This is a genomic window from Kribbella antibiotica (assembly GCF_004349055.1).
Lineage (GTDB): Bacteria > Actinomycetota > Actinomycetes > Propionibacteriales > Kribbellaceae > Kribbella > Kribbella antibiotica.
The window spans coordinates 1-23,296 of record NZ_SMKX01000144.1 but is presented as its reverse complement, the minus strand read 5'-3'; the positions used below and the strand labels follow the sequence as shown (position 1 = coordinate 23,296).

General features: G+C 67.0%; 24 protein-coding genes. 11 read left to right on the top strand and 13 right to left on the bottom strand.

Translation table 11 applies throughout. The features are described from left to right. The 10 genes from E1263_RS33795 to E1263_RS33750 form a co-directional block, all read right to left on the bottom strand. The coding region (locus E1263_RS33795) for an acyltransferase family protein (RefSeq protein WP_132174889.1) at positions 1-1,175 on the bottom strand (1,175 nt) is incomplete at its 3' end. A gap of 31 nt (positions 1,176-1,206) precedes the next feature. Beyond that, complete coding sequence (locus tag E1263_RS33790) at positions 1,207-2,379, bottom strand: MFS transporter (protein ID WP_165956836.1); 1,173 nt, start codon at positions 2,377-2,379, stop codon at positions 1,207-1,209. A gap of 77 nt (positions 2,380-2,456) precedes the next feature. After that, positions 2,457-3,665, bottom strand: coding sequence for an MFS transporter (locus E1263_RS33785; protein ID WP_132174885.1), 1,209 nt, complete (start codon positions 3,663-3,665; stop codon positions 2,457-2,459). Continuing rightward, on the bottom strand, positions 3,662-4,720 hold the full coding sequence (locus tag E1263_RS33780) for a zinc-dependent alcohol dehydrogenase (protein WP_132174883.1): 1,059 nt from the start codon (positions 4,718-4,720) through the stop codon (positions 3,662-3,664). The genes E1263_RS33785 and E1263_RS33780 overlap by 4 nt, the downstream gene beginning before the upstream one ends. After that, on the bottom strand, positions 4,717-5,433 hold the full coding sequence (locus E1263_RS33775; RefSeq protein ID WP_132174881.1) for a sugar phosphate isomerase/epimerase family protein: 717 nt from the start codon (positions 5,431-5,433) through the stop codon (positions 4,717-4,719). The genes E1263_RS33780 and E1263_RS33775 overlap by 4 nt, the downstream gene beginning before the upstream one ends. Next, positions 5,430-6,488: an alcohol dehydrogenase catalytic domain-containing protein gene (locus tag E1263_RS33770; protein WP_132174879.1), complete on the bottom strand. Its 1,059-nt coding sequence runs from the start codon at positions 6,486-6,488 to the stop codon at positions 5,430-5,432. Before E1263_RS33770 ends, E1263_RS33775 begins: the two co-directional genes overlap by 4 nt. Next, a complete protein-coding gene (locus E1263_RS33765) occupies positions 6,485-7,468 on the bottom strand; it encodes an ROK family protein (RefSeq protein WP_132174877.1) in 984 nt (327 codons plus the stop codon). Before E1263_RS33765 ends, E1263_RS33770 begins: the two co-directional genes overlap by 4 nt. Continuing rightward, positions 7,462-8,124: an HAD-IA family hydrolase gene (locus E1263_RS33760; protein WP_202869179.1), complete on the bottom strand. Its 663-nt coding sequence runs from the start codon at positions 8,122-8,124 to the stop codon at positions 7,462-7,464. The genes E1263_RS33765 and E1263_RS33760 overlap by 7 nt, the downstream gene beginning before the upstream one ends. A 4-nt stretch (positions 8,125-8,128) precedes the next feature. Beyond that, a complete protein-coding gene (locus tag E1263_RS33755; protein ID WP_132174875.1) occupies positions 8,129-8,875 on the bottom strand; it encodes an SDR family NAD(P)-dependent oxidoreductase in 747 nt (248 codons plus the stop codon). Then, positions 8,872-10,113: a sedoheptulose 7-phosphate cyclase gene (locus E1263_RS33750; RefSeq protein ID WP_132174873.1), complete on the bottom strand. Its 1,242-nt coding sequence runs from the start codon at positions 10,111-10,113 to the stop codon at positions 8,872-8,874. The genes E1263_RS33755 and E1263_RS33750 overlap by 4 nt, the downstream gene beginning before the upstream one ends. A 150-nt stretch (positions 10,114-10,263) precedes the next feature. On the opposite strand from E1263_RS33750, the gene E1263_RS33745 reads away from it, so the two are divergent. After that, positions 10,264-10,734: a hypothetical protein gene (locus E1263_RS33745; protein ID WP_132174871.1), complete on the top strand. Its 471-nt coding sequence runs from the start codon at positions 10,264-10,266 to the stop codon at positions 10,732-10,734. On the opposite strand, the gene E1263_RS33740 is transcribed toward E1263_RS33745, so the two are convergent. Both E1263_RS33740 and E1263_RS33735 read right to left on the bottom strand, forming a co-directional pair. Beyond that, a complete protein-coding gene (locus E1263_RS33740) occupies positions 10,735-11,898 on the bottom strand; it encodes an MAB_1171c family putative transporter (protein WP_132174869.1) in 1,164 nt (387 codons plus the stop codon). Then, positions 11,895-12,293, bottom strand: coding sequence for a hypothetical protein (locus E1263_RS33735; RefSeq protein WP_202869178.1), 399 nt, complete (start codon positions 12,291-12,293; stop codon positions 11,895-11,897). Before E1263_RS33735 ends, E1263_RS33740 begins: the two co-directional genes overlap by 4 nt. A gap of 532 nt (positions 12,294-12,825) precedes the next feature. Here E1263_RS33735 and E1263_RS33730 point away from each other — a divergent pair. From E1263_RS33730 to melA, 9 genes are all read left to right on the top strand, one after another. After that, entirely contained in the window at positions 12,826-13,806 is a 981-nt protein-coding gene (locus E1263_RS33730; protein WP_132174865.1) for a hypothetical protein, read from the top strand. A gap of 28 nt (positions 13,807-13,834) precedes the next feature. Further along, positions 13,835-14,521 carry a helix-turn-helix domain-containing protein gene (locus tag E1263_RS33725; RefSeq protein ID WP_238161784.1) on the top strand — a complete coding sequence of 229 codons (687 nt, stop codon included), beginning with the start codon at positions 13,835-13,837 and terminating at the stop codon, positions 14,519-14,521. Next, a complete protein-coding gene (locus E1263_RS33720; protein WP_132174863.1) occupies positions 14,518-15,543 on the top strand; it encodes an aminoglycoside phosphotransferase family protein in 1,026 nt (341 codons plus the stop codon). Before E1263_RS33725 ends, E1263_RS33720 begins: the two co-directional genes overlap by 4 nt. 187 nt (positions 15,544-15,730) lie before the next feature. Continuing rightward, on the top strand, positions 15,731-16,552 hold the full coding sequence (locus E1263_RS33715) for an endo alpha-1,4 polygalactosaminidase (RefSeq protein WP_238161782.1): 822 nt from the start codon (positions 15,731-15,733) through the stop codon (positions 16,550-16,552). 38 nt (positions 16,553-16,590) lie between these two features. Further along, complete coding sequence (locus tag E1263_RS33710; RefSeq protein ID WP_132174861.1) at positions 16,591-17,883, top strand: ABC transporter substrate-binding protein; 1,293 nt, start codon at positions 16,591-16,593, stop codon at positions 17,881-17,883. Continuing rightward, positions 17,883-18,806, top strand: coding sequence for a carbohydrate ABC transporter permease (locus tag E1263_RS33705; RefSeq protein ID WP_132174859.1), 924 nt, complete (start codon positions 17,883-17,885; stop codon positions 18,804-18,806). Before E1263_RS33710 ends, E1263_RS33705 begins: the two co-directional genes overlap by 1 nt. Next, on the top strand, positions 18,803-19,615 hold the full coding sequence (locus E1263_RS33700; protein WP_132174857.1) for a carbohydrate ABC transporter permease: 813 nt from the start codon (positions 18,803-18,805) through the stop codon (positions 19,613-19,615). The genes E1263_RS33705 and E1263_RS33700 overlap by 4 nt, the downstream gene beginning before the upstream one ends. Positions 19,616-19,621: 6 nt before the next feature. Then, positions 19,622-20,548: a carbohydrate kinase family protein gene (locus tag E1263_RS33695; RefSeq protein ID WP_132174855.1), complete on the top strand. Its 927-nt coding sequence runs from the start codon at positions 19,622-19,624 to the stop codon at positions 20,546-20,548. Then, a complete protein-coding gene (gene melA / locus E1263_RS33690; protein ID WP_132174853.1) occupies positions 20,545-21,846 on the top strand; it encodes an alpha-glucosidase/alpha-galactosidase in 1,302 nt (433 codons plus the stop codon). Before E1263_RS33695 ends, melA begins: the two co-directional genes overlap by 4 nt. Here melA and E1263_RS33685 read toward each other — a convergent pair. Continuing rightward, a complete protein-coding gene (locus E1263_RS33685; protein WP_238161781.1) occupies positions 21,810-22,715 on the bottom strand; it encodes an NAD(P)H-dependent flavin oxidoreductase in 906 nt (301 codons plus the stop codon). The two genes, melA and E1263_RS33685, sit on opposite strands and share 37 nt — an antisense overlap. 364 nt (positions 22,716-23,079) lie before the next feature. On the opposite strand from E1263_RS33685, the gene E1263_RS33680 reads away from it, so the two are divergent. Continuing rightward, positions 23,080-23,296 (top strand): transposase domain-containing protein (locus E1263_RS33680; RefSeq protein ID WP_238161786.1); only part of this gene is annotated, 217 nt, incomplete at its 3' end.

Sequence of the window (23,296 nt, the reverse complement as noted above, 5' to 3'; positions counted from 1 at the left end):
GGGGCGGAGTTCGGGGCGGGGTTCGGCTGCTGGGACGGGACGGCGTCGACCGGAGTCGCGACCTTGCGGCGCGGAAAGGCCCAGCGGCGCATGACAGGGCGTTCGATGCAGACCATGAGCAGCCACCCGAGGGCCAGTGCGCCGGCAAGCTCAACAGCCAGTACGACGAGGCCGACCGGCGTGGAGACGGTCTGCTTGTCCATCAAGGTGTTGCGGACGAACGAAAGGACGATCTGCTGCGCAAGGTAGAAGCCGAACGAGACTTCACCGAGCCACTGCCACGTCCGGTTCCGCAGGAACGTCGGTGTGCTCTCGATGTCTGCCCGGGCCACCGCACAGATCAGCAGCGCGATCGGGACGACCGTCATCAGGTTCAGGCCGTAGAGGAACGGGACGGCCAACGCAGCGGCGTATCCGACGACACACAGCACGGCGGCGGGGATGATCCCGACCCGCGGCATCGCCTTGGCCATCACGAGCCGGGCCAGGATCATGCCGAGCACGAACTCGAACATCCGCACCGGCGGGAAGTTGTACCCGAACCAGAACTGCCAGATGGTGATGTCGGTGCCGGCCTGCGCAGGGCTGCTGGGTGCCAGGAAGTCGGTCACGAGCTGGACAGCCAGCATGCCGGCGATCATGGCCCCGGCCCAGAACCACAGGGTGCGCTCCTTGAGCCGCTGCACCGGGCGGAGCAGGAACGGGAACAGCAGGTAGAACAGCAGCTCGCTGCACAGCGACCAGGCGGGGGCGTTGAGGCTCAGGAAAACGGCCTGATTCGGGGACCAGGAGTGCACGAGGAGCAGGTTCGGCAGCCATACCCCGACCGGAATCGTTGCGCCACCGAAGAGCAGCATGGCCAGCGCCCAGGTGGCGATGTGGTTCGGGAAGATCTTCAGCACCCGACGGCGCCAGAAACCCGTCACCGTGTCCCCCGGTCGTGCTGACCAGGTCAGCACGAAACCACTGAGCACGAAGAAGAACGAGACACCGATCCAGCCGGCCTTGCTGAACAGCCAGCGGAACGTGTCCGCCGTACCGGGGTCGCTGAAGGGGTTCATCGCGATGAAGATCAGCGATGCGTGGAAGAAGAAGACCAGGACGGCGGCGATGAAGCGCAGACCGGTCAGGGACGGAAGTTTGGGCTGCTTGGAGGGCGCGAGGCTAGTGGGCATCAGGCCGGCTCTCTCGTGAGGAAGGACTGGGCTAGGCGACGGTCTGCGGCGTCGCGTCAGCGGCTACCCGCTGACGCCGGCCGCTGTGGACGGTCTGCGCGATCAGTACGGCGCCTAGGGCAGTGAACGCCGCTGCGCCGAGCGTGACCGAGCGGATGCCTAGGCCTTGGGCGATGAGCTGTCCGCCGGCCCAGGAGCCGAGTGCGGCGCCGAGCCCGAAGGCGGACATGTTGACGGTGAGGGACAGGGTCGGTGCATCTGCGGCGGCGGAGAGCACCTTGACCTGCAGGCCAGGGATGAGAGCGAAGGTCGCCATCGAGAACAGGATCAGGAAGGCGGCGGCGCCGACCGCGGTCCCGGCGACGAGCCAGTACAGGGCGCAGACGGCGGCGAGGATCGACGACAGACCGATCACGGCCGCATCGATCGAGCGGTCCGCGAACTTGCCGCCGATCGCGTTGCCTGCAATGGATCCGACGCCGTACCCGAAGAGCACGACCGGCACCCAAGTGGCAGGCACTCCGCCGACGTCGGTGAGCAGCGGCACCATGTAGGTGATCACGGTGAACATGCCGCCCGAGCAGAGCACGGTGGCCAGCACGATCCCGATCACCTGCCACTTCTTGAGCTCTCGCAGCTCATGGGCCGCGGACGGCGCAGTGGTGGTCGCCGGGCTGTCCGGGATGACGAGCAGGATGAGCACGATGGTGATCACAGCCAGTACGGCGACGCCGCCGAAGGTGGCCCGCCAGTTCAGCTGATGCGCGACCAGCGTGCCGAGCGGAACACCGAGGACAGTCGCGAGACTGATCCCCAACTGGGTCCCGGCCACGGCCGAACCCTTCTTGCCTTCGTCGGCCATGCTGCCCGCGATGACGACGCAGGCGGCGAGGAACGTGCCGTGGATGACGGCGGTCAGGACGCGACCGATCATCAGCAGACCGAACGTGGGCGCCAGGCTGGAAACAACGTTCCCGAGGACCGAGACCAGCAGCAGGCCAACCAGCAGGTGCTTGCGGCGAACCCTGGTGGTGGCCGCCGTCACGAGCGGCCCGCCGATCACGACGGTCAACGCGTAGACGGTCACCAGCAGACCGGCGGTCGGGATGCTGACCGTCAGATCCCGGGACAGGTCGCCGAGCATGCCGCTCGGCGCCAGCTCAGCCGTACCGACGCAGAAGATCGCCAGGATCAGGACAGCCATTCGGGACCACATGCGGTGCCTCTCGGGTAACAAGACTTTTTCGACGACAGAAGATGAGTTTAGTAGTCGAGCTGCCACTATACAAGCCAGTTGCTTCTGCGGCTGACCAAGAAAGTCGCCAGCACCGCCGAAGCCAGTACGGCGGAGACCACCGGCAGGCTGACCGGATGGCCCAGCAAACCGGTCCCGAGCGCGGATCCGCTCGCGATGCCGATCTGGAAGCCGGTGACGTAGACCGAGGAAGCGCGATCGGCGTCCTTGCCCGCCAGCCGCATCACCGCCGTCTGAAAGACCGGGCCGGCGGCCGCAAAAGCCGCTCCCCACAGCGCGACGGCAACAGCGGCGACCACCCAGACCACCGCAGGCGGGAACGATCCGAAGGCCAGGATCAGCAGACCGACACCCGACGCGTAGGCGGTCATCGTCAGGACCGCGGTGCGACGTGGCGTGCGGTCGTTGAAGCGGCCGACGAGGTAGGTGCCGACGGCTCCGGCCCCACCGAAGACAGCCAGCAGGACAACCAGCGCCCGCGGCGCCTCGATCACCTCGGCGACGATGACGGCGAAGTAGGTGTAGCTGACGAAGTGCGCGACGACGAGCACCACCGCTACAGCGCACAGCGACAGGACCGCTCGCCAGTCTGCCGGGGCGCCCGCTGACTGCGGCTGAAGGTCAGGCCCGCCGTCAATCTCCGGCTGCGGCTTCAAGGCCCAGACCAGCGCGATAGCCACCGCGACCGTGACCACAGCCAGCAGCAACGTGGTGAGCCGCCAGCCGATCAGTTCGCCGACGAACGTCGTACCGGGGCTGCCCAGGATGGCGGCGAGTGTGGAACCGCCGAACACCACGGCGGTCGCCGTACCGACTCGTTCGCGGGGGACCAGTGTGGCGGCGGCCGGCGCAACCAGTGACCAGAGGATGCCGTGCGCGAGCGCCGCCGCGACGCGGCTGACCGCCAGCATGGCAAAGCCGTTGGCCGTTGCCGCGAGCAACTCGGCGATGACCAGGACCACGAGCGACAACACCAACGCCGTACGGCGGGAGACGCGGGAAGCGAGTGCGACCGTCGGGATGGTGACGATCGCTGCGACGACGGCGTAGCCGCTGACGAGCAGTCCGACCCGGCCGGCGCTGACCTCGAGATCAGCCGCGATCTCGTGCAGCAGACCGACCGGAAGCACCTCGAAGGTGACGTACACGAAGGTGGCTGCGGCCAGGACCGTCAGCCGCAGGGCGGCCCCTGCGTCGATCCTGGCCGGTGCCGCCGTTGGCGTCGTTGCACTCACCGGTGGGCCGCGAGCGAGCGCGCGCTCGCGACGTCCCCAAGCTCCGGATCCATCTGTACGACGATCTTCGGCCGAGCGCGGCCGCTGCTCTCCAGGTGTGTGAATGCCGCGTCGAGGTCGTCGAGCGGAAAGACCTGCTCCACCAGGGCGTCCAGGTTCACCGCGCCGGACTCGACGAGCGCGACCAGCCGGTCCCAGTAGCCGATGCCGGAAAGCACGCCGTGCAGCGTGATGTCTCGGATCACCAGGCCTGCTGCGTCGAATCCGTCGACGTCGTGGTGCGGCGTGCCGAGCTGAGCAACCCGTCCACCCGACGCGGCCAGAAGGACGGCAGTGCGCGTCGCCGCCTCATTGCCCGACGCCTCGATCACGGCGTCGTACGTTTCCTTGTCGTCCTCCGACGGCCGCGCTTCGACCGTCAGGCCGAGCGAGCGGGCCAGCTCACGCGCAGTGGGCTGCGGGTCGAAGACGACAGTGTGGGCGCCGAGCGCCTGCGCGGCCTGAGCCGCAGCAAGCCCGAGCGTGCCCGCACCGAGGACCGCGACCCGGTCCGCGGCAGTGACCGCGAGCCGGTCGAGCGCATGCATCGCAGCGGCGGTCGGCTCGAGCAGAGTGGCCGCGACGTCGGACATGGTGTCGGGGATCTGGGTCAGCGAACTGACCGGTGCGACGATCAGCTCCGATCCCGCGCCCGGGTACGAGCCGAGGATGCCGATCTCGCTGCGATCCGGGCAGTACCTGATCCGCCCGGCCAGGCAGTGCCGGCACTGACCACAGGTCCGGAAGTTGTGGCCGGCGACGCGTTGCCCGAGCAAGGCCGGGTCGGTGTCGGCTCCGAGGCCGACAACTGTCCCGACCCATTCGTGGCCGACGACGAAGGGGTAGCTGATCAGCTCGTCGCGCAGGTAGTTGCTGCTGCCGTCGTAGAAGCCGAGGTCCGTCCCGCACAGCCCGAGCAGCCGCACCCGAATCAGTACGTCGTTCGGTCCGGGCTCGGGAGCGTCGGCCTCGACGACCGACGCGGTGCGAGGAGCGGTGAGCAGAATGGATTTCATCGTTCGTCCTTGTCGTCCCAGGACCCGACCAGCGCGATATCGGTTCGCAAGCGGGCGGGTGCGGTGTGATAGTCGTTCTCGACGAGCACCGAGCGCAGGCCCGGCGTTCGCAACAGGTCGGGCAGGTCATCGAAGCCGGGGTCCTTGATGTGCAGGTCCGGCAGGAGCATCCCGGCCTCGCCCACGCTTGCGGCGAACTCCAGCGGGTCTTCCCCTGCTTCACGCAGGTTCCCCGAGTCGAGCACCAGGCACAGGGCCGGATGATCGACAGCCCTGGCGAGGGCCAGCGATTCGGTGGCGCCGAGCGGCGACTCGTAGGCGACGGTCAAGCCCTGCTCGCACAAGCCACGCAGCACCTGCGCGGTCCCGGCCAGCACTGCTGCACTGGTCGGCAGGCTGCGCCGGAAGCCCGGTATATGCAGGACGGCGACCGCGAGGGCACGTGCGCAGTCGAGGGCCTGCTCGAGCAGCGCTCCGGCCTCGGGGCTGGTCAGCCCGATGTCGTTGAGGTGATTGACCGCCAGGACAGGAATGGGGATGTCCTTCGCGATGGCCACAGCCTCTCGAACCTGTACGGCGTCGCTCAGCAACGGACCGCGGTGAGCGCCACCGAAATCCAGGTGCAGCTCGTCTGCCCCCTCGGCGACGGCAAACTTGGCTGCCGCGGCCCGGTCCGTGCTGATGCGCCACTGCGGGGCGGCGACAAGCGTCATGCGCTGATCCGGACAGCCGTCTTGAGGACCCGTCGCCCGCCAACCATGCGACGCTCTGAGCCGAGCACTGCGTTGATGAGATCGGCCGCGCCTTCCAGGTCGACCTCATGGGTCAGTACGCCGAGATCAGACTCGCCTGCCAGCAGCAGGTTGACCGCGCGAGTCAGATGCGCGCCGGACACCCCGCGATGACCGTAGAGGTGCAAGGGACCCGATGCCCGATCAATCCGCCGTACCAGCGGCTGCTGTGGCTCGCCGCCGCAGTTGAGGGCTCGCACGGCTGCGACGTCAACCGCACCAGCAGACAGGGGAATCGGCCCCGCTGAAAGACCCCCATGTACGTCGACCACCAGCGGACCCTGCACGTGGCGGTCCACCGCGGTGAGCGCGTCCTGGGTGCCGGTGCGCGGAGTGGCGATCACGACGCCGACCGGTCCGGGCAGACCGGCGAGCAATTCCGGCAGCGCCGGATCACCCGGGTCGGTCGCATCCGGACCGTGGCCGACGAGCAGGACCTGCAGGTCGGCCAGCTCACGCTGCCAGACGTCACGGGCGAGCCGTCCGACGATTCCGTCGCCCCACACGACCAGCGCGGCAGGCTTCGTCACCGTGAGGGCGATCTCGACGCCATACAGGGCTGAGGCGAGTGGCTCGGCCAGAGCGGCGACTCCGGGGCGCTCTGCGCCTTCCGGCACCGGCAGCACCAGTCCGGCGCGCACTGCCGTGGCCGGGATGCGGGTGCGTTCTGCCCACAGGCCGTGCACGTTGTGCCCGAGCAGGAAGGACGGGTCTGTCGGATGGGTGGGGTTCACGGTGACCAGCGAGCCGACCGTCAGGTCGTTGTTGCTGGAAGCAACCACTCGGGCCACACCCTCGTGCCCCAGCACCGTGCTCGGGTCGTCGCGCAGACCGCGCAGAACCTGCCAGTCCGTGCCGCAGATGCCTGCAGTCACTGGCGCGAGCATGACGTCACCCGTTTCGAGCGCAGGCGTTGGCAGCTCAGCAACCTCGACACGTCCCCCGGGGAGGCGCGTCAGCGCGCGGTGCAGGCTCATGAGGTGATACCCGGCAACCACTGGCCGACGCGCTGCGCACCACGCAGGGCGTCGATCGTCCCGGCGCCGCAGAACACCAGCCGGTCCGCAAGCTGCGCACGGCTCCAGCCACGATCGGCGTACGAGGTGGCCTGGCCGAGCTGACGGCACAGCTCGTCGGAGTAGTGCGCGCCGAGCCCCTCGACGACACCGCCGCCCAGACCGATCAGATCGAGGTGCGGGTCAAGGCACCACATCGTTCGCAGCATCTGCGCCACTGGCTCGACGCACAACTCCAGCAGGCGCTGCGCCTGTGGGTCAGCTGCTGCGAGCGCTTCCGGAAGCCACTCCGGGATCTCAGTCTTGAGCCCCAGCCGCTCTGCGACCCGCGCAATGCCAGGCCCGGAAGCGATCGAGGCGAAGTGGTCCGGCGCACCGCACTCACACAGCAGGCCCCGCAGCTCGGGACTGCTGGACATGACCGGCAGGTGGCCGACCTCGCCCTGCAGACCGTTGCCGTCGACCGGGATCCGCATCCGCTCCAGATCAGCGATGCGCATCCCGATGCCACTGCTCAGGGTCAGATAGCCGACCCGCCGTACTCCAGGCCTGGACTGCTCGGCGGCGAAGTCCACCACCGCGGCGGTGACGTCGTTGACCAGCTGCCACGCGACATCAGGCCGGCGGTCGCGTAGCTCAGCACCCATGTCGTACGGCGTTGCCTCGGCACCCCACAGCGGCGCCGAACCGAACACCGTGCCGGTGAGGTGATCGATCGCCGCACCGAAGGAGATCGCCGCCTGACTGTCAGCTGGCGCGGCGTGGCACAAGAGCTCGACCATGTCGGCGCGAAGCTTCTCGACCGACCGGCCGGGGTGGTTGAGAATGCTGGGCGACCGGAGCCGCTCGACGGGGGCACCCACACTTCCCGCCCGCATCCGCACCCACGTGCCACCGACGTCCGCCGCGAAGGCGGTCCTGACTGCCGTCGCGGTCACCATGCGTGCAGTACGACGCCATCGGTCGCCTCCGTGTCGACGCGGAACGCCCGGAGATCGGCGTACCGGTCTGCGACCCCGTCGAACTCGTCGAGGCTGCCGATGACGACCGTGCGGGCGCCACTGGCGATGCCGGCACGCGTACCGGCACCGGAGTCCTCGAAGACGATCGTGTCGGACGGCTGGACGCCGAGCAGTGCGGCGGCGCGCAGATAGCCTTCAGGATCAGGCTTTCCGCGCTCCACCTCGTCGGCACTCACGATGATCTCGGGCAACGGCAGCCCCGCCGCCGCCATCCGCACCTCGGTGAGCTTGCGCCCCGCCGAGGTGACCACGGCCCAGGAGCCACGCGGCAACGAGGTGAGCAGCGCGCGGGCACCGGGGATCTCGGTGATTCCGGTGGTCTCGGACTCCTCGTGCGCGATCAGCCGCTGCGTCTCCGCAGCCGCTAACTCCGGATCGGCAACGAAGTGTGCGACCGTCGCCCGGGTCGGGCGGCCGTGCGCAAACTCCAGCACCTCGGCGACGCTGACTCCGTGCCGCTCGCTGAAGCTTGCCCAGGTGGACTCGACGAGAGCGGTCGAGTCCACCAGCGTGCCGTCCATGTCGAACAGCAGCGCAGCTGCCCGAAGCTGTCGAGAAGAGATGGAGGTAGTCATCGGTTCAGTTCCTGACTAACGGACGGGACTGGGAGATGGGGAGGCCCTCGGCAACCGTCGACCAGGTCGCGTCCTCGTGCACCACCAGGGCTTCCCCCGCGTACGGCGCGCCGGACGTGCGAGCCAGCTCGACGGCCAGCGGACCGAAGGTGTCCGGCTGCATGTAGCCGCTGTAGTCGAAGTCAGCGGGGCGACGAGCCCGGATCCCCGGACTGTCGACCATGCCGGCCGGCAGCGCCTGGACGAACGACACTTCGTCCACACCGACCTCCTGGGAGACGGACTGGATCAGTGAGCTCGCCGCGGCCTTGGTGGCGGCATACCCGGACCGGTTCGGCCCAGCGTTGTAGACCACCTCGGACGAGATGTGCAGAAACAGACCGGGCGCGGCCTTGCGCAGCGACGGCAGCGCCGCCTTCAGCGTCCAGGCCAGACCGTGCACGTTGATGGCGAACTGATCCAGCCAGTCCTTCTCGTCAGCATCGACGAACGGCGCACGCCCGGCCGTGAAGTAGATCGCTGAGTAGCAGACCGAGGAGGCTTCGGCCGGCCACTCGGAGCTCAGAATCTCCTTCGCCTGCTCAGGATCCCGGAAGTCCAGCTCGTGCCAGATCAACCGCTCCGCGCCCGGGCCAACCGGTTTGCTGCGGTTGAAGACATGCGTCTCGAGGCCATGATCGGCCCACGCATCGGCGACACCGCGCCCGATACCGGTCGAGCCGCCGACCACAACCGCAGTACCGGCCGTCATGCGCTGAGCCGAGCCGGGACGAGAACACCAGCCGAGGCCGCGTGCCCATTCGCGTAGCCGCGCAGCAACATGGTGGCGTTGCGCAGCTCGGTCTCCGTGACGTCGTTGACGAAACGGTGCTGCCCGATGCCGACCGGCAGCGGCAGTCGCTGCTGGCCGTCGCGGTGCCGCACCGAGTCGCGCAGGGCGTCGCCGAGGAGGGCCGGGACTTCGAGCACCTCGTTCCACAGGGGGAGCCCGAGGGTCCGCATCACACCGTAGATGCGCTCGGCCTGGGCCTCACTGACATCGCCGCGCAGAGTTGCCATTGCGGTCGTCAGCGCCATGTCGATGCCGACGGCCTCGCCGTGCAGCAACGCGGGCAGGGCGTGCATCTCCAGCGTGGGGCTGAAGGTGTGGCCGTAGTCCACGCAGCGCTCCAGCGCGGACTCCCAGAGGTTGGGCTGCAGCTCCTCGAGCATCAGGTGGATCGACTCGGTGATGATCCCGTCCGCGGCGCGAGCAAGCTCCTCGGTCGTGCCCTGCATCCGATCGGCCCGAGCCTCGGCACCGGCGGACTCCAGCAGGTCGAACAGGTCCTCGGAACGAATCAGCGCCATCTTCAGGATCTCGGCGAGGCCGTTGCTGATGTGCCGCAGCGGAAGGCTGCGCAGGAAGGACCGGTCCAGGAAGGTGGCGGTCGCCGGCGCGTAGGTCCCCAGCCGGTTCTTGCCACGCTCGTAGTTGACGCCGGTCTTCACACCGACTCCGGCGTCGACCAGACCGATCAACGTGGTGGGAATCCGGATGTACGGCGTCCCGCGGCGGTAGAGGCTCGCGGCGAAACCGACGACGTCGGTGAGGACGCCACCGCCGACCGCGAGCACCGGCTCACGACGGCGATCGATGCCGAAGTCGTTCATCGCGTCGACGACCAGCGACACGGCATCCCACTGCTTCACCGCTTCGTCGGCCCGGAGCGGGACCACCGTCGCGTCGATCTCGTGAGCACTGAAGTAGGCGCGCATCTCGGCGCCGTAGAGCTTGTCGACGTTCTCGTCGATGACGACGAGCCGGCGGTCGCCGGGGAGCATCGGGGCGTCGGGACAGCCGGTCATCAGGGCCGGGTTGCCCGGCGCGAACAGGCCGGTGGAGCTGACGACGTGGTACCGCACTTGCCGGACGGCCTCGACCGTCCAGAACGGGCTGCCTCCGACTCCCTGACGAAGTCCTTGAGTGAAGACGGTATCGCTGCGCATATCTTCCTCCGCGTGATCCGCTACTTGAGAAGCAAGCCCGTCTATTCAGTGGCTTGCTGTCGTTTATAGTAGCAGAGTGACAGTCACTGCGTCGCTCGTGTTATATTCAGCTCGAAGCGCGACTATAAGAAGCGACGGAGATACGAACCCATGGCTACGCTCGCCGAACGACTGAACGCCTGGTTTGCCGATGCCGCGATCACGGACGCGGTCGGGCGCAAGCGTGAGTTGTCGACCTCCGAGGTCGCGCAGGCGATCTCCGACGACCCGAGCCACGACGTGACGATCTCCCGGAGCTATCTGACCGCGCTGCGGAACGGCTCGCAGACCAACCCGACGGTCAACATGCTGTCCGCGATCGTCAAGTTCTTCCAGGCGCAGACGATGACACTGCCGGTGTCGGTGAGCGCCCTGACCGGCGAGGAGCCGGGGCCGGCCGGCGAGGCGAACGGTGAATGGGCGGAGGCACTCGCCGACCGTCAGGTCCAGGCGATCGCGATGCGGGCCGGCAAGCTGACGCCGGCGCTGCGCGAGCAGGTGCTGTCGATCATCGACGCGCTCGACTCCCAGCGGGCGTTCGAGGTCATCCACCCCACGAAGCCTGCTACCACCGACGAGTAGTCAGTCGGCGGTCTCTTGATCTGTTCGTAGTGTCCGCAGGGTTTGGGACAGAGTGATCAGAGCGCCGAGATCTTCTTCGTAGTCGTGGTCGTCGATGCTGTGCCGGTTGCGGGATGAGCCGACCAGCACCTCCGTCGGCGGACGACCGCGGCCAGCATCGTGCTTACCGTGCAGCCGCAGAGCTTGCGCGATCAGGCGAGCGGAGGCCCGGACATCACTGCGCGATCCGGGACCAGGCGCCCCCTCGGCCGCGAGCTGAAGATACGGGCTGAGGCGGGTGAGGCCGTCGCGACATTCGACGTACCGGCGGTAGAGCGCTGTCGAGTTCGCGAGCAGCGGTTTGGCACGGTTCTGCTCCAGGACAAGCTCGGGATGCACCTTGACCAGCCGGTGCCACAACTCCTCGAGGCCGCGGAACTGGCGATGCTGATCGAGCCGCTCGCGCGCAGCCTGCACCACGCTGACGAAGAACGGCAGACTCAGGCCCGCACAGACCACGATGGTCGCGTCCTGACCGAAGAAGAAGACGTCGGTGTAGACGATCGGCCGGCCCGGTTCGCGCAGCGTCGGCAGGTTCACCCAGAGGAAGCGGAAGACGCAGGTGAACGCCAGACCGGCCAGGCCGGCGGTGATCATGTTCAGCGAGAGCCTTCGCAGCGGGGAGCCCTCCCTCGCATGTTGCCGGGCGAGATAGGCGCTGGCCGCGTAGCCGAAGAGCAGGTAGACGTTCCCGAAGTTGTAGAACGTGCGCACCCGCCAGTCGGCCAGGAACTCCGACGTGAGGGTGTGGCTGCGCAACGCATCGGGCAGCAGTGCAGTCACGGTGATCATGCCGGCCAGGCAGATGAGCAGCAGGCCCACCTCCCACGGCCACGGCGGTGCCCAGCGCCGCAACGGGCGCTCCTTCAGGAAACCGACCATCAGGCAGAGGCCGATCAGCACCTCGATGTTGTAGGTGATCTTGGCGAAGCCGGGGAACGTGAAGCTGTCGGCGAACTGCAGGAACGGCGGCTGAGCCAGCACGTTACCGGCCCCCATCAACAGCAGGGCGAGGCACAGATGCACCCGCATCGGATCGCGGAACCGCTGCCGGATCAGGGCGGGGGTGGTCCACGCCGCGCCGCCGAGGAGTGTGGCGACGGCGATGATATTGAGAACGCTCACGCCGCTTCGCTGGTCAGAACGAGGCTGTTGTAGACCGAGTGCTGGAACGGATCGTCGAGTTTGTGGGTCCGCACCCGCCGCCGCATCGAGATCGCCTGGTCCATGATCGTCGAGGCGATCACCTCGGCATCGCGCTCGTCCTCGTCGGAGTAGCAGGAGTGCTCACCGGACGGCCGCCGGCCGTCGAAGGCGAACGCGATCAGGTGACCGACCTCGTGCAGAACGATGTGCGCCTGGTGGGCCTTCGTGGTCGTCGCCTGATAGACGATGACGTCTTCGTCGTCGCGCGAGATCAGCACGCCGAACGGCCCATCGGCCGGCAACTCCCACTCCATCAGCGTGATCGGCCGGCCGAGCACTCCCCCGAGCTCCTCACACAATGCGGTAACACTCAACGGCAAGCAGGGCGTGAGCCCCCGCAGCAGCTGCCGGCTGTGGGCCCGCAGCTTCGAGTCCCGGACGCGAAGCTTCCGCGAACCGCCTGACCACCACCAAGTTTGTCTACCCCAGATACCCAACACTCGGTGAACCTTCCCCCAAGACACTCGCCGGCCCGAAAGCCCGCACTGCCTACGTTTCTGGTGTGTTACAGCGCGCCCGCCCTGGTCGCACTGCGTGAAAGTTTAGGCGAGCAGGGGGCTCACCCGCGAGCGATTCCGCAAGGATGTGCCGCCGGTCACCTGGGATTCCGGTTGCCGGGCAGGCCTTTCGGTCAGGACTGCAAAGCCGTTCGGTTTGCGGACGAAATCGGGGTTTGGGTTGCGAGAGTCCGGCAGAGCGCAACGGGATCGTGCAGTTGCCGTCATCTCACCGCTGGGCTGTCCACGTAGCGTTACCTGAACGGGCAGGCGTCCACTGGGGTGACGCCGGGCCCGGATCGTTGCCCTGGTCAAGGACGTTGCGCCTTGTTCGGGTTAAGTTCATGGCGTGTACGAGACCATGGAGTACGGCGGTCCGCCCCGGCCACCGCGGCGAGGGCCGTCGTACTGGTTGATCGGCGCAATCGTGGGTGCGCTCGCGGTTGGCTGGCTGGTCGTGAGCGAGCCGGTGCGCGATGCGCAACCCGAGAAGCCGGCCGTGGTCCCGACGCCGATAGAGCTGGGCGGTACGACGACCGGTCAGGCTCGGGAGCTCAGTGCTGCGCTGACCGCGTTGAAGCTGGAGTGCTCGGTGCAGTTCACCAGTTCCGATGGCGGTCTGGCCGGTTGCTTCCAGCGGCTCGATGGCGGTCTCACCAGCGCCGAAGTGCGATTCCAGTATCGGTCTGACGGCACGGTGACGGGTATCGATGCGCGGGCAGAAGGCCCTGTGAACGGACATGACGTTACTGCGCTCAAACCGCTGGTCGCCGCGACAGCCGGGGTGGTGTTTCCCGCCGATCAGGAGGCGGCGCTGCGGGTTGCCGGAACCAACAGCAGTAAGTTCGACGGCAGTTGGGGTAGCTACCGCACGGAAATCGCAGCGGGTCCGGCCCTGTTTGTCGCCGGGAAATTCGGAGCAGCGCCGGTGGATCCGCAGCAGCGCGCTGCGACCACTACCACCGATGCCGCCGAGCTTGGCTTCAAAGATCTGGGGTTCAAGTGCAGCGATAACGACTGCGTGAGCACCAAGGGCCAGGTGACGATCCCCTTCGATGACATGGGGCCGGAGGGGATCCGCTACCTCCGCTTGTCGACTCTTGGACAGACGAACTACGAGTCGTTCTCGCTGCTGGTGGAGGCGACCTTCAACGTGGTGCACGGTCCTGGGACGGAGGAAGTCCGGGAGTGGATCATCAAGCACAGCGAAACCGGTTCGCATACCGGCTACGTCGCGGGCTGGCGCGTGCAGCTCGTGGTTTATGGCGGCACCGGAGGGCTCGAGGTCAGCATGTCCACCGACTACCCGTGGACCACACCAGACCAATGATGTCGGTGGCACGTTGCAGACTGGACCCGTGACCGTCGAACGCCCCGCACTCCTGCCCGGAGCCGCCGTGTGGACCCGCACTGCCCCCGGCGGCGACTACCTGATCCTGCCCGACGGCTGCATGGACCTCCTGCTGATGGACAACACCCTCGTCGTCGCCGGCCCCGACTCCGTTGCCTGGACCGGAACTGCGGCCCCCGGCACCCAGTACGCCGGGCTCCGGTTCGCGCCGGGTGACGCTCCGACGTTCCTCGGCGTACCGGCCAATGCTCTGCTGAATCATCGGGTTCCGTTGGAGGAGTTGTGGTCGCGAGGACGAACTCGCAAGCTACTCGACCGCATCCGCCGTGCGCCCGACCCGGCAATCGCTTTAGATGAGGCGGTCGCGGAGCTCAGCCAAGTACCACCAGACCACCTAGCGAGCCACGTACTGCGCGGCGTCCGAACCGGCGTACTGCGAGACGGCGGCGTACTGCAGTTGGCGAGGAGATTGGGCCTGTCCGAGCGGCAGTTGCATCGCCGATGCCTAGGAGCATTTGGATACGGCGCCAAGACGCTCGATCGGGTACTACGGATGAACGCAGCGCTGGACCGCGCCCGCACCGGCCAGGGACTAGCGGAAGTTGCCGCGGTGAGCGGCTATGCGGATCAAGCGCATCTGAGCCGTGAGGTGAAGGCATTGACGGGATTGGCACCCAGGAGACTGCTGGCATGAGCGAGCCTCAGGTGGAGACGCTTCGGCACAACCCGCTGAACGCGGTGACCGAAACAGTCGAGCGAGTGACGTCTGCCGATGGGCGGACCGCCATCCGGAAGCGACTGCGCCGGCCGGTGGAGTCGAGTGCAGATCCTTGGGCGGCTTCGGTGGATCCGCGGCATTGGAACTACTGGCGGCGTGAGGTGGAGGTCTATCGGGACGAGGAGTTGCGGTCCGATCTGGCGACGGCTGGGCTGGTGCTCCCGCAAGCCGAGGTGGCGGAGGACGACGGCGGCGCTGTCCTGATGATGGAGGACATCGTCGGACTCGCTGGGACGGAGTTCGGGCTGGCCGAGCATGGGGCGTTGGCGCGGGCTGTTGGGCGATGGCAAGCTCGCGCGGGCGGTGAGCGGGAGTGGACGTCGCGAGGGTTTCTCCGGGCGTACTCGACCACGCGTCAGGTGCCATGGGACCTCGTGGACGACGACGATGCCTGGCGGCAACCGCTGATTGCGGAGACTTGGCCGACCGGCCTCCGGGCCGCCTGGCGGGAGCTGCTCGCCCACCGCGAGGAGCTGCTCCGGCTGGTCGAGAGCTCGCCGCGGAGGCGGTGTCATCTGGATCTCTGGGTGTCCAACGTGATTCGGCGGCCGGATGGCGAATTCGCCTTGCTGGACTGGGCTTTCACCGGGGATGGAGCGCTCGGCGAGGACATCGGGAACCACATCCCGGATGCGGTGTTCGACCTGTTTTGGCCGGCCGAGCGACATGGCGAGCTGGCCGATACCTGCGTCACCGGATACCTCGCCGGGCTCGATGAAGCGGGCTGGCGGGGCGACAGCGACGTCGTACGGCGGGGTGTGCTGGCGGCGGGAGTGAAGTATGCGTGGTTGCTGCCGCACCTGCTCGGGCTGGCCTCGCTGGAGAGCCATCAGGCGTATCACCAGTCGGCGGACAGCCGGCACTTGTACCACCAGCGCGGCCAGGCGCTGGCGTTCGTGGCGGGTTGGTGCGCTGAAGCGTTGGCAATGCGCGATTAACGGAGTTCTGCGCATTTGTTTGCAGTTGGTCCTTGACGGCGGGGCAGGTGTCGCCCTTAATCTTGGCCGCAGTGACGCACCCAGCCGGTAGCGGATCGATGATCCGGAGTCCGGTTTTCAGGCGCCAGGGCGGCCAGGACTGGCCCACCCGAGGCGGGGTAGCGTCCCCGGGACCGATGGAGCAATCGTGTCCAAGCCTCGTTCAGTCATTCGCCGCGTGCTTCTGGCCTCTCTGGCCACCGCCCTCGCGGCTACTGCCGGCTACTCCGCCCTCAACCTCAGCTCCGAAGCCGATGCGGCCGCCACGCTGCCGCCCACCCACGCGAAGTTCGACTACCAGATCGGTGGGGCCTACACGCCGCCTGCCGGTGTCCAGGTAGTCACTCGGGACTGGACGGCCTCCCCCGCCGCCGGTCTCTACAACATCTGCTACATCAACGCGTTCCAGGCCCAGCCGGGCGACGAAGGCTCCTGGTCCTCCGACCTGCTGCTGCGCGATGCGAGCGGCAAGATCGTGTACGACGCGGACTGGGGCGAGGCGCTGCTCGACCTGCGCACCGCCGACAAGCGCAGCCGGATCGCCGCCAAGGTGAACGGCTGGACCAACACCTGCGCTTCCAAGGGCTACAAGGCGATCGAGCCGGACAACTACGACAGCTACACCCGCTCGAAGAACCTGCTCACCGCTTCGCAGGCCAAGTCCTACCTGACGTTGCTGGCCACTTACGCGCACAGCAAGAACCTCGCCATCGGCCAGAAGAACACGGTCGAGCTGGCCAGTTCGCGGACCTCGATCGGTCTCGACTTCGCGGTCGCCGAGGAGTGCGGTCAGTACGACGAGTGCGGCGACTACGTCCAGTACTTCGGCAACAACGTGATCGTGATCGAGTACACGAACTCCGGCCGGACGAAGGCCTGTTCGGCGTACGGGAGCACGCTCTCGATCGTGCAGCGTGACGTGGACGTCTCGACGCCGGGGTCCTCCGGCTACGTCCGCAAGACCTGCTGACTACCCCCTTCATTTCACCCTGTCTCTGGGAGACCGTCATGTCTCAGCATGCCCCTGTCCTGACCCGCCGTGGCGTCCTTCGGGCCGCAGCGGCGGTCACCGCCACCAGCGCACTCGTTGCCTGCGGCAAGAACGACGACCAGGCTGCCGATGGTGTCGTCGAGGTCGAGCTCTGGCACGGCCAGGTCGACACCGGCAAGGCCGCGATCGATGCCCTGATCAACGAGTTCAACCGGACCCACCCGAACATCCGGGTGAACGGTGGTGGCGGCGGAGTCACGGCAGACAGCATGCTGCAGAAGGTCACCGCGGGCCTGGCGGCGGGGTCCTTCCCTGATATCGCGTATATCTTCGGGTCGGACCTCGCCAGCCTGACCCGCAGTCCGAAGGTCGCCGACCTGTCCGGTGCCCTCAACCTCGGCGACTTCTGGCCGGCCGCGCAGGAGTCCGTCACTGTGAAGGGCAAGGTCCGGGCCGCGCCTGCGCTGCTCGACTCACTCTGCCTTGTCTACAACAAGAAACTGTTCGCCGCAGCCGGGCTCTCCGCACCTAAGCCCGGCTGGACGTGGGACGACTTCATCACCACCGCGAAGGCGCTGACCAACCCAGGCAAGGGTGTCTTCGGCACCGGCTGGCCTGGTGTCGGCGATGAGGACACGGTCTGGCGGCTGTGGCCGATGATCTGGGATCTCGGCGGCGACGTCGCCTCCCAGGACGGCAAGAAGGTCGCCTTTGATCAGGTCGGTGCGCAGGCCCTCGGCACTCTCGATCGCCTGCGCACCGACAAATCCCTGTACGTCGACCTGAAGCCAGGTAGTGAACAGCTCTACCAGGTGTTCCTGGGTGGCCGGATGGGAATGGTCGCCACCGGCCCCTGGCAGCTCCCCGACCTCGCCGCCAAGGGACTCGACTACGGCGTGGTCCCGCTCCCGACGTACTCGGGGAAGCCCGTGACGATCTCGGGGCCGGACACCTGGACTGTCTTCGACAACGGCAAGGCCAAGGTGAAGGCCGCCAGCGAGTTCGTGAACTGGCTGATCCAGCCGCAGCAGGACATCAAGTGGGACGTCGAAGGTGGCAGTCTGCCGCTCAGCAAGGGTACGGCGGCCAGCCCGGCCTGGACGAAACATTCGGGCGAGACGCCGGGGCTCAAGGTGTTCGTGGACGCGCTCGAAACCGCCCGTGTCCGGCCGACAATTTCGGCGTACCCGAAGATCTCGCAGGCCCTCGGTGAGGCGATCGTCTCGGTGCTGCTCGGCAAGAAGAGCCCGGACGACGCGATCAAGCAGGCTGTCGACGTATCGAACGCCGTACTGGCGGTGCCGAGCTGATGGCGAGCGTCGTCGGCACGTTCACCATCGATCCACGGGCGCGGAAGGCGGCCAAGCGCCGGATGCGCGGCGAGGGCGCGACCGGGTGGGCGTTTGTCAGTCCGTCGGTGTTGCTCATCCTCGGACTCAGCATCGTTCCGGTGGTGTGGTCACTGTTGCTCTCGTTCCAGGTCAACGATCTGGTGTCGCCCAGCTCATGGGTCGGGTTGGAGAACTACAAGGCACTGCTGCAGGATCCGACCTTCGCGTCGGCGGTCAAGCACACTCTGCTCTACACCGTGCTCTACGTGCCGTTGAGCGTGGTGGGTGGGCTAGCGATCGCCATCGCGCTGAATCGGAAGATCAAGTTCATCGGGCTGTACCGGACGCTGGTGTTCGTGCCGTTCGTGGTGTCGGCGGCGGCGCAGGGCGTGTTGTTCTCGTTCGTCCTCGACCCTGATTTCGGCGTTGCGAACTCCCTGCTGCACAAGGTCGGACTGCCTGCTCAGGGGTTCTTCGGTGATTCGGCTCAGGCGCTGCCGCTGCTGGTGCTCATCTCACTGTGGAGCGGTACTGGGTTCTGCGTGATCGTCTATCTGGCCGGCCTGCAAGGCGTTTCGGCCGAGCTGGTCGAGGCCGCGCGGATCGATGGCGCCGGGAAGCTCGGCGTACTGCGGCATGTCGTTCTGCCGGCGTTGTCACCGATCACCGTGTTCCTGCTCCTGTTCCAGACCATCGGGGCTCTGCAGTTGTTCGACCTTGTCTTCGTGACGACCAAGGGCGGGCCGCTGGGATCGACGACGGTGATCGTCTACTTCATCTGGGAGAAGGCGTTCAAGAGCTTCACCGCCGGTTACAGCGCGGCCGCGGCCTATGGGTTGGCCCTTGCGCTGCTGGTGGTCGGAGTTGCGTTGCAGATCTCGCGGCGGAGGGCGGCCCGATGAAACGACCTAGCGCTTGGCATCTGGTCCTGGCGCCACTGGCGTTGTTGTTCGCGCTGCCGTTGCTGTGGCTGCTGGTCAGCTCGGTGATGACGAATGCGGAGATCAATCGGTTTCCGCCGGCGCTGATCCCTTCGGGGATCGACCTGGGCGGCTACCGCTACGTGCTCGGCAACGCGCTGTTCCCGCGCTGGTTCGTGAACTCGATGATCGTCTCGGCGGTCGCGGTGACGGCGAACCTGGCGTTCGGGACGCTCGGCGGGTACGCGTTCGCGCGGATTCGGTTCGCCGGGTCGAAGCTGATGCTCGGGATGATGCTGGCCACGATGGTGATCCCGTTCCAGCTGACGATGATTCCGACGTTCCTGGTGATGAAGAGCCTCGGGCTGATCGACACTCTGGGCGCGCTGATCATCCCGTCGCTGGTGACGCCACTCGCCGTGTTCCTGTTCCGGCAGTTCTTCGTCAGTCTGCCGCGAGAGCTCGAAGAGGCCGCCTGGATCGACGGTTGCGGACGGCTGCGGATCCTCGTGTCGATCGTGCTGCCGCTGGCTCGGCCCGCGCTGAGCACAGTCGCCGTACTGACGTTTCTGAGTACTTGGAACGACCTGACTTGGCCGCTGATCGCGATCAACAGCGACAGCAACTACACCCTCCAGCTCGGACTGACCACCTTCCAAGGCCAGCACCACACGCAGTGGGCGGCGGTGATGGCGGGCAACGTCATCACCGTGCTGCCGGTGCTGCTCGGGTTCTTGCTGGCGCAGAAGGCGTTCATCCGGTCGCTGGCTTCCACTGGACTCAAAGGCTGAACCCTTATGACATATGACCTGTTAGTGATCGGCGACGCGAATCCCGACGTGGTTGTCGGGCCTGTCGATCAACCAGTTGTGTTTGGCCAGAAGGAACGGCTTGTTCCTCATGGCGCACTTTTGCTAGGCGGCTCGGCCGCGATCATGGCTTGTGGCTCGGCTCGGCTCGGGCTGCGCGTTGCGTTCGCCGGCCGGGTCGGCGCCGATGCGGCTGGTGACTTCGTCCGTACGGCGCTCGCCGACCGCGGAGTCGATGTGTCGGCGATGGTGGTCGACCCCTCGTTGCCGACGGCGCTCACCACCGTGCTGACCTCGGGCGACGACCGCGCGATGATCACCTCGCCCGGATGTCTCCCGGTCACCGGCGCAGACGACGTACCGGCTGCTTTGTTGCGTTCGGTGCGGCATGTGCATGCGTCGTCGTTCTATCTGATGCCTGAATTGGCTGCTGGGCTTGCTGGGTTGTTCAAGGAGGCCAAGGCCTGTAAGGCCACCACGTCGTTGGATCCGAATGACGATCCGTCGGGGCGCTGGGATCGGATGATTCTTGATCCGGTGTTGCGGGTAACCGACTACTTCCTGCCGAACGCTTCTGAGGCTCAGTTGCTGACCGGCCATCCGACGACACGCGACGCGGCCGGCATCTTGGCTCGGCGCGGGCCGCTGGTCGTGGTGAAGGACGGCGCTGCCGGGGCGTTCGCGCATGACGGCACCAAGGTGTTGAGTGCACCCGCGTTGAAACTGGAGACGGTGGACGCGGTCGGGGCCGGTGACAGTTTCGACGCCGGTTTCGTCGCCGCTCGGTTGAAGGGCTTCAGCCGTGCTCGTGCGTTGGCGATCGCCGCTGCCTGCGGCTCATTGTCGACGCGTGCCGCTGGGGGCACCGCTGCCCAGGCTGACTGGGATCTAGCGCTGGGGAGCGTGACCGCATGAGTTCTACGAAGATCGTGTTTATCGGTGCCGGAAGCGTCGTGTTCACGCAAGGGTTGCTGGCGGATCTGTTCGCGCTCGACCTTGGTCCGCTGCACATCTCCTTGCACGACATCGATCCCGAGCGACTCGACACGGCCGCCGGAGCGGCGGCGTACATCGCTGCCGAGCGTGGCGTGACACCGCAGATCACGGCGCACCTTGACCGCCGGGCCGCGCTGGAGGGCGCGGACTTCGTGATCAACATCGTCCAGGTCGGGATGAACGCCGCGACCCAGATCGACTTCGAGATCCCGGCCCGGTACGGCATTCGGCAGACGATCGGGGACACGCTCGGGGTCGGCGGGGTGTTCCGGGCGCTGCGGACCTTCCCGGTCCTTCGTGGGCTGGCTGCGGATATCACTGAGATCTGCCCGGATGCGTGGCTGCTGAACTACACCAACCCGATGGTGATGAACGTCTGGTACCTGCAGGCGCTCGGCCTTCGCAAGGTCGTGGGACTGTGCCACTCGGTCTACTGGACGATTCATGATCTGTCGGCGCTGATCGGCGTACCGCTTTCTGAGGTGAGCTATCTCGCGGCTGGGGTCAACCATCAGGCCTGGGTGCTGCGGTGGGAGCGGGACGGAGTGAACCTGTACGACGCCTTGGACGCGGCCATCGAGGCGGATCCGGGGTTGCGGCGCCGGGTGCGGGTGGACATGTACAAGCGGCTTGGGTTCTATCCGACCGAGACGAGTGAGCACTCGTCGGAGTACGTGTCCTGGTATCTGCAGCATGCCTCTGAAGTGGAGCGGCTGCGGCTGCCGGTCGGGGACTATCTGGGGATCATCGAGGAGAACCTGACGGCATACGAGAAGACTCGGGATGCGCTGAAGACCGGGCAGCCGCTGACGGTCGAGGGGACGATGGAATATGCGCCGCAGGTGATCCACAGCATCGTCACTGGTACGCCTCGGACGATCTACGGGAACGTGCCGAACACCGGGCTGATCAGCAACCTGCCGGCCGGGGCTGTGGTTGAGGTTCCTTGCCTGGTTGACGGTTTGGGGGTGCAGCCGACTGCGGTCGGGGCGCTGCCGGCTCAACTGGCTGCGTTGAACAAGTCGTATTTGAATGTGGCCGAGCTTGTGGTGCGGGCCGCGATCGAGGAGGATCCGCGATCGATCCGGCAGGCCGTGATGGCAGATCCGGCGACGGCGGCCGCGCTACCGGTGGAGAAGATCTGGGAGCTGTGCAACGAACTAGTTGATGCCCACAGCAACTACTTGGAGCCGCCGTTGAGGGCTCTGCTCAAGTAGGTCCGGTAGCCCGCGAAGCCGTCGAGCACCTCGGCGGCCGTGGGCCTTCCGGTGATCGCTCCCACGCCTTGCCCGGCGTAGATCGAGGCACGGGTGACGTCTTTGGTCTTCGTACCCTCGACATATTGGGTGTGGCCGGTGTCGTCGGTCTTGAGCTCCTGCTCGCGGCCTTCCCACTGGTCGAAGTAGGCGTTCCGCAGTGCGCGACCACCGAACTCGTCAGGCCAGCCGGCCCTGGACGCGGCGTCGAAAACCGTTCCGTAGACAGTGTCGGTCTCGTCCGCCTCGATCACGCGCTGCGCTACCGGGTCGGCGGTCAACCCCTCGACGCAGGTGAGGAACGCCGTACCGATCCAGCCGCCTTGTGCACCAGCAGCCAGTACGGCGGCCAGTCCGCGCGCGCCGGAGATCCCGCCGCCGGCGAGCACCGGGAGGTCGGTCAGGTCGAGAATCGCCTGGAGGAGCGGAAGCGTGCCGACTGCATTGCGGCCGTGTCCGCCCGCCTCGGCGCCTCTTGCGACGATCACGTCGACGCCGATCTCGATCGCCTCGCGGGCGTCGGCGACGGTCCCGGCTTGGGTTGCCACGGTGATCCCTGCGGCTCGCAAAGGTTCGACGTACGGGGCGTAGTTGCCGAAGCTCAGCGACACCAGGTCCGGCTTCAACTCCAGCACCGCCTCCAGGTGCTCGGGCCGCTCATCCACCGACCAGGCCATCAACCCAATCCCCCACGGGTTCCCACCCGCCGCGGCAATCGCGCCCTCGGTCCGGATCCACTCTGCGGTCACCGCCGACCCCGCGCCCAGCATCCCCAGTCCCCCGCCGGCCGAGATCGCCGCCGTCAACTTCCCGCCGCTCACATTAGCCATCGGCGCGCCAACCACCGGAACGCTCAACCCAAACTTCTCCGCCAGCCACATACCCCCAACACACCACATCCCCCACCAGACCCGCCATATCCCACGCCACAGCCCCGTCTGCTGGGTATGCCAGGCAGCTGGCGCTGGCCCACCAGAGTCCCGCTAGCCCACCAGGCGGGCCGACCGACCGCCTACCGCCGTACGTCGGGCATTTGGTGGGCCCTACGCCCGCGCATCTGATGGGTGAACCCCAAGGCCGGTTAGTTAAGGCGGGTTGGGTGGTGTCAAGGCGTGTGTTGAACGTGAAGCAGCGGAGCTCGTTGGGTAGACAGGTTTGTCCTCGCGAGACAACCAGCTACCGAATGAGGCTCCGCTGCCTGTCCAGTCTGTCATCACCCGCACGATCGAGGTGGCCGAGGGTGCGTTCGCGCCTGGCCATCTGGGCGAGTTGACCCAGCACCTGCCGTTCGAGATGGTCGACGAAGCCCTGGCCGAGTGCCGCCGGGTCCAGGTCCGGGTGCGTGATCTGCCCGCCCGGGTTGTGGTCTATCTGGTGGTGGCCGGATGCCTGTTCCCGGATTTGGGCTATC